This is a genomic window from Ideonella sp. A 288 (assembly GCF_002198735.1).
Classification (GTDB): Bacteria; Pseudomonadota; Gammaproteobacteria; order Burkholderiales; family Burkholderiaceae_C; genus Pseudaquabacterium.
Genome location: NZ_MWLO01000130.1, coordinates 85,596 through 91,650, shown reverse-complemented (window position 1 = coordinate 91,650; position 6,055 = coordinate 85,596). Strand labels below are relative to the sequence as shown.

At 69.5% G+C, this 6,055-nt stretch carries 7 protein-coding genes and 1 pseudogene; 6 read left to right on the top strand and 2 right to left on the bottom strand.

Annotated elements, in window-relative coordinates; genetic code table 11:
* The 3 genes from EOINJALH_RS17810 to EOINJALH_RS17800 all read left to right on the top strand — a co-directional run.
* Window positions 1–964, top strand: a 964-nt coding sequence (locus EOINJALH_RS17810; RefSeq protein ID WP_234413904.1) for a DUF3426 domain-containing protein, incomplete at its 5' end; no start/stop codon positions are given.
* A gap of 30 nt (window positions 965–994) precedes the next feature.
* Window positions 995–1,909, top strand: a complete 915-nt coding sequence (locus tag EOINJALH_RS17805) for a carbohydrate kinase family protein (protein ID WP_088282477.1) — start codon at window positions 995–997, stop codon at window positions 1,907–1,909.
* 177 nt (window positions 1,910–2,086) lie between these two features.
* Window positions 2,087–2,698, top strand: coding sequence for an OmpW family protein (locus EOINJALH_RS17800; protein ID WP_088282475.1), 612 nt, complete (start codon window positions 2,087–2,089; stop codon window positions 2,696–2,698).
* Window positions 2,699–2,812: 114 nt separating this feature from the next.
* On the opposite strand, the gene EOINJALH_RS17795 is transcribed toward EOINJALH_RS17800, so the two are convergent.
* Window positions 2,813–3,412 (bottom strand): 5-formyltetrahydrofolate cyclo-ligase, encoded by a 600-nt coding sequence (locus EOINJALH_RS17795; RefSeq protein WP_088282473.1) that lies wholly within the window; start codon window positions 3,410–3,412, stop codon window positions 2,813–2,815.
* Window positions 3,413–3,480: 68 nt separating this feature from the next.
* Between EOINJALH_RS17795 and EOINJALH_RS17790 the strand changes: the two genes are divergently transcribed.
* Window positions 3,481–3,888: a TfoX/Sxy family protein gene (locus EOINJALH_RS17790; RefSeq protein ID WP_088282471.1), complete on the top strand. Its 408-nt coding sequence runs from the start codon at window positions 3,481–3,483 to the stop codon at window positions 3,886–3,888.
* A gap of 65 nt (window positions 3,889–3,953) precedes the next feature.
* Here EOINJALH_RS17790 and EOINJALH_RS33515 read toward each other — a convergent pair.
* Window positions 3,954–4,160: pseudogene (locus EOINJALH_RS33515) on the bottom strand (DUF2917 domain-containing protein); the annotation flags it as partial.
* A 125-nt stretch (window positions 4,161–4,285) separates the two neighbouring features.
* On the opposite strand from EOINJALH_RS33515, the gene EOINJALH_RS17780 reads away from it, so the two are divergent.
* Together EOINJALH_RS17780 and EOINJALH_RS17775 are read left to right on the top strand one after the other, a co-directional pair.
* On the top strand, window positions 4,286–5,275 hold the full coding sequence (locus tag EOINJALH_RS17780; RefSeq protein ID WP_088282467.1) for a LysR substrate-binding domain-containing protein: 990 nt from the start codon (window positions 4,286–4,288) through the stop codon (window positions 5,273–5,275).
* Between the two features lie 72 nt (window positions 5,276–5,347).
* Entirely contained in the window at window positions 5,348–6,031 is a 684-nt protein-coding gene (locus EOINJALH_RS17775) for a glutathione S-transferase family protein (protein WP_088282465.1), read from the top strand.
* The last annotated feature ends 24 nt before the right edge of the window (window positions 6,032–6,055 follow it).

The window sequence follows — 6,055 nt, the reverse complement described above, 5'->3', positions numbered from 1 at the left end:
CGGTGGACAACAGGGCCTGCAGCGGCAACTCGGCCCCACCGCTGCACCGACAGCGCCAGAACCCGTCGGTCACGACCGCTCGTCGCTTGCTGCCATGGGCGTGGTCGCGGCCCACGAGGCCCCGCTGCCGACTCAGGCGCACCTGCCGATGGCGCCGATGCCGCCGTCCCTGACGCCCTCCTCGCGGGACGACGTTCCAGTGAGGGATTCGATCCTGGACATGGCGCCCGCGCCAGACGATTTCCGCCAGGAGCCGGCCTTCGACGTGGACATGCCGCCGCTTTCGGTGGAATCGCCACGGGCCGAGCCGCACGAATTCCCGCCGCCGAGCGATGACCAGCCGGCCGTGGTCGTGTCGGTCGGCGAGACACTCGGGACGCCCCATGCCGCACCACCCGATGCCTCGCCGGTGCAGATCGATGCCGACGAGACCGACCGGCCAGGCCCCACCCCGTCGTTCCTGCAAACCGAGGACTCGGGGGCGACTGTCTGGCGTCGCCCGGCCGTGGTCGGCGGCCTCGTGACCGCCGCAGTGCTGCTGAGCCTGGCGGCCGTGGTGCAGTCGGCGGTGGCCTGGCGCGACACGCTGGCAGCCCACGTACCGGCCCTGCAGCCAGCGCTGCAGACCCTGTGCGACGGCGTGGGGTGTCGGCTGGCCGCGCCACGCCGCATCGACCGGCTGTCGGTGGATGCGAGCGGCCTGACCCGCATCGAGGGATCGCCGCTGCACCGCTTGTCCGTCACACTGCGCAACCGCGCGGACACCGCCGTGCTGGCGCCGGCGCTCGATCTCACGCTGTCCGACGCGCAGGGCAAGCTGATCTCGCGCCGGGTGCTGCAGGCGGCCGACTTCGGTCTGAACTCCCCCTCCATCGAGGCAGGGGCCGAGTTGCCGCTGCAGGCCCTGTTGTCCACCGGCGATCGCCGCATCGCCGGGTACACGGTCGAACTCTTCTACCCCTGAACCGTCGGCCCTCGCCGGCCGACCGCTGCCATGTCCGTCCTCATCTGCGGCTCACTCGCCTTCGACACCATCACCGACTTCCCGGGCCGGTTCGCGCAGCAGATCCTGCCCGAGCAGGTGCACATCCTGAACGTGTCCTTCCTCGTGCCCACGCTGCGGCGCGAGTTCGGCGGGTGCGCCGGCAACATCGCGTACACGCTGCACCTGCTGGGCGGCCAGCCATTGGTGATGGCCGCGCTGGGCAACGACGGCGGGGAGTACCTGCAGCGTCTCGAGGCCTGGGGCCTGGACACCTCGCTGGTGCGCCGCTCCACCGACACCTACACCGCCCAGGCCATCATCATCACCGACCAGGACAACAACCAGATCACCGCGTTCCACCCGGGTGCGATGCAGCAGGCGCATGTCACGCCGGTGCCGGCCAATCGGCCCGACATCCAGTTGGCGATCATCGCCCCGGACGGCCGCGACGCGATGCTGTCGCATGCCGCGCAACTGTCGGCAGCGGGCATCCCGTTTGTCTTCGACCCGGGCCAGGGCCTGCCGATGTTCGATGGCGACGATCTGCGCGGCTTCACGGCCCAGGCCACCTGGGTGGCCGTGAACGACTACGAGGGCCGGATGTTGTGCGACCGCATGGGCACCACCATCGAGGCGCTGTCTCGCGAACCGCAGCTCAAGGGCGTCATCGTCACGCTGGGTGCCGAAGGCTGTGAGGTCTGGCAGCAGGGACAGCGCACCCAGGTGCCCGGCGTCACGGCCAGTGCGGTGGTCGACCCCACCGGCTGCGGAGACGCCTTCCGCGGCGCCTTGCTGCATGGTCTGTCCAAAGGCTGGTCGCTCGAGCGCTGCGTGGCGCTGGGCAACCAGGTGGGCGCCCTCAAGATCGCCGAGCGGGGCGGCCAGAACCACCACATCCCCGGCGCGCTGATCGCTGCGGCCTGACAAGGTGGTTGTTGCGCCAGCGCATCCAATTTGTCTGCGTCACATCAAACGTCAGTCGAGAGAAGGGTTGATCCTCTTGCGGCGTTGATTCACCCCAACGCCAACATGGTGTAGCTCCTGCCTAATGAGTTTGTGCCTCGCAAAGGCCGCATTTCATTCAACCCAGGAGTGATTTCCATGAACAACAAGTGCTGGCTCATCGCCCTCGCCGCCGCAGCGGCCTTCCCCGTCGCCGTCCAGGCCCAGGACACGGGCAACTTCCTGGTGCGCGCGCGCGCCACGAACCTCGACTCGGCGAACAAGGACAGCACGCCGCTCGGTCTGACGATCAACGACAAGACCTTCCTCGAAGTCGACTTCAGCTACTTCTTCTCGCCCAACTTCGCCGCCGAACTGGTGCTGACCTATCCGCAGAAGCAGCGCGTGTACTCCAACGGCGGCGAGATCGGCTCGTTCAAGCACCTGCCGCCGACGCTGCTGGCGCAGTACCACTTCACCGGCCTGGGTGGTTTCCGCCCGTACGTGGGCGCCGGTGTCAACTACACCAACATCAGCGCGGTGCGCTTCACGCCTGGCGTGGCGGCCGCCCTCAGCCCCGGCCTGAAGCACAACAGCTTCGGCCTGGCGGTGCAGGTGGGTGTGGACGTGCCGGTCGGCGGCGGCTGGCTGATCAACCTCGACGCCAAGAAGGTGCAGATCGGCACCACCGTCTACTCCTTCGGCAACTCGGTCGGCAAGTTCAAGGTCGACCCGGTGCTGCTGTCGGTGGGCGTCGGCAAGCGCTTCTGATCCGGTATCCGCAAAGGCAGCCAAGAGGCTGCCCAGCCCATGAAGACGCAGGAAAGGCCGCCCTCGGGCGGCCTTTTCACGACTGCGCCACGCGGGCGATGGCTCGCAGCCGCGTCAGTCCGACCGTTCCCAGGCGACGCCGTCTTCGGTAAGGATCGCGTCCAGCGGCACGTCGTGCGGCTCGGCCTCGAGCCACGGGATGAAACCGTGCGCGTAGCCCACGCCCACCGTGACGGGCCGCGGCGTGAGCGCGGCCAAGGTGCGGTCGTAGAAGCCGCCGCCGTAGCCCAGTCGCGTGCCCCGTGGGCCATGGCCCACGCAGGGCACCAGCAACAGGTCGGGTTCGAAGGACTCGGTGTCCTTGGGTTTCGGGATGCCGAATGCGTCTTCCTCCATCGGGCAGCCCGGGTACCAGACGTGGAAGCGCAATTGCTTGGTTTCCCGGTTGATCACCGGCAAGCCGATGCGACGGTCGTCCTCGGCCTCGCTCCATCGGTACAGCGCCGGGAGCGCATCGAACTCACCCTTGATCGGCCAGTAGGCGCCGATGCTGCGCTCGAAGCGCGACACCAGCCACACCCGCAGCACCTCCTGCAGGTGCACCGCCCGCTGATGGCGGTCGACCATGGATTGCCGTTCGGCCTGCAACTGGCGACGCAGCAAGGCCTTGTCGCGGGAGGGCTCGAAGCTGAAGCGGTAGGTCGGCGAACTCATGGGCGCCATTGTGCGGCCTGTGCGGCCCGATTGCGGCGGGCCGGACGGGCCGCCCTACACTGCCCCGCATGTCCTCGAGCGCCGAGTTCGTCGCCCATTGCATGGACCTGCTGGCCGCGCAGGGACGGCCGCGTGCGAGGCGCATGTTCGGCGGCCACGGGCTCTACATCGATGACCTGTTCGTGGCCTTGATCATCGAGGAAAGGCTGTACCTGAAGGCCGACGAGCAGGCTCGCCCGGCATTCGAACAGGCGGGCAGCGAGCCGTTCGGGTACGCCACCCGGAACGGGCGGCGCACCGTGTTGGCCTACTGGAGCGTGCCCGACGACGCCATGGAATCACCCGCGCTGATGCAGCCCTGGGCGCGCCTGGCCATGGCTTCGGCGCTGCGGGCGGCCAATGCCAAGCACCCAGCCCCCCAGGCCAAGGCGGCGGCGGCCAGGCGCCAGGCCCGGGCCTCGCCTCGGCGCGGCTGACCGACCACGGCCGGCGCCGACTGCGTCCAGGCCAGGTGCACTGGCTCGCCGGACCGCCAGACCTCGGCCAGCCACCGGCTGCCACGCGGCAGCCACAGGCGCTCGCCGGCCTCGAGCACCAGATCAGGGCCGCCACCCTGGGCGGTGAGCCACACCCGGCCGGAGCCCACCGTGAGCCAACCGGCGCGCGACGCCACGATCGTCAGCACGCTGTCCAGGCGCAGGCTGCGCGGCACCGAGGCGAGGGTCTGGCGGGCGGTCGATTCATGCATCATGATCATTCACTCCAAGGTCTGTGGATCGGGTCGGCTTCGGTCTTTCTCCGAAGGGCAGATGATCCGCAGGGCGCCGTCTTTGGTCCAATGAAGTCGCGCCCGTCCATTGATGAACATTCAACATGAATAGATCGTCCCACCGCCCCCTCTCACTGGACAACCTGCGCGCCTTCGACGCGGTGTCGCGCCGGCTGTCTTTCAGCGCGGCGGCTGACGACCTGTTCCTCACGCAGTCGGCCGTCAGCCGGCAGATCAAGGCGCTCGAGACCGAACTGGGCGCCACGCTGTTCCACCGCGGCACCCGCAAGGTCGAGCTCACCGCGGCCGGATCGCAGCTGCTGCAGACGGTGGGGCCGGCGCTCGAACGCCTCGACCACACGGTGCGGCAGCTGCGCACGGCCGGCGGCCGGCGGCGCGTGAACGTGTCCACCTTCGCCTCGTTCACCACCCTGTGGCTGATGCCGCGCCTGGCCGGCTTCCAGCAGCGGCACCCGGACATCGACATCCGCATCTCGGCCAACGACACGCTGCTCGATCTCGACGAACCGGAGGTCGACGTGCTGCTGCGCTACGACACGCCGGCCCGTGCCCCGGCCGGCGCCGAGCGGCTGTTCGGCGAGGTGGTCAGCCCGGTGGCCAGCCCCTGGCTGGTGTCCAACGGCCCCGGCCTGTCGCTTCCCGCCGATCTGGCCGGGCACGCGCTGTTCGAAGAAGACAGCCAGCGCGCCAGTGCCTGGCTGCTGAGCTGGCGACGCTGGCTGCAGGTGCAGGGCCTGGCCACCCTGGAACCCAAGCGCTGGGTCTACCTCAACTACACCCACCAGCAGGTGCAGGGGGCACTGGCCGGACAGGGCATCGCACTGGCCCGACTGCCACTGGTGCAGGAGCCGCTGGCGCGCGGCGAACTGGTCGAACCGTTCGGCCCGGTCGGCCGCATCGCCAACGAGGCCTGCTACTGGCTGGTGCCCATGCCCGGCGCGCGCCTGCGACCCGAACTGCGGGCCTTCATCGACTGGGTGCGGGAGGAAGCCAGCGCCACGCGCCTGGCCCTGGCGCAAGGGGCCGTGGCCGGGGGCCTGGCCCCGGTGCATGCGCCCGGCGCATCGCAGTGATGCAAACGCCGCCGCCCCGCCTCGCGGCCACCTGGCTACCATGGCTTGACCACGCACCCACCGAACCCACCCATGCAGCTCTACATCGGCAACAAGAACTACTCGTCCTGGTCCATGCGCCCCTGGGTGCTGATGCGCCAATTCGGCCTGCCCTTCGAGGAGGTGATGGTCCGCTTCGACAGCTTCGATGCGCAGTCGCGCTTCAAGCAGGTCGTCGGCAAGGTGTCGCCCACCGCCAAGGTGCCGGTGCTGGTCGATGGTGACCTGGTGGTGTGGGACACCTTGGCCATCGCCGAGTACCTGGCCGAGCGGTTTCCCGACAGGGGCCTGTGGCCGGCCGACCGCGCCGCCCGTGCCCGCGCGCGCAGCCTGTGCGCCGAGATGCACTCGGGCTTCGGCGCGCTGCGCAGCCACTGCCCTCAGAACATCGAGGCCTCCCTGCCCGAGATCGGCGCCAAGGTGCTGGCCGAGCAGCCGGGCGTGCGGGCTGACCTGGCGCGACTCATCTCGATGTGGACCGAGGCCCTGACCTCGAGCGGTGGCCCCTTCCTGTTCGGCGCCTTCTCCATCGCCGACGCCTTCTATGCCCCCGTGGTCGGTCGCCTGCGCACCTACGGCCTGCCGTTGTCGGCGGCGGTGAAGGCCTACGTGGACAGTGTCTGGGCCAGCGACGGCGTGGCCGCCTGGGTGGGTGACGCGTTGGCCGAGCGCGACTTCCTCGACTTCGAGGAACCCTATCGCACGTCGCGCGCGTGATGCAGACCCGGCCCGGCCGCAGGG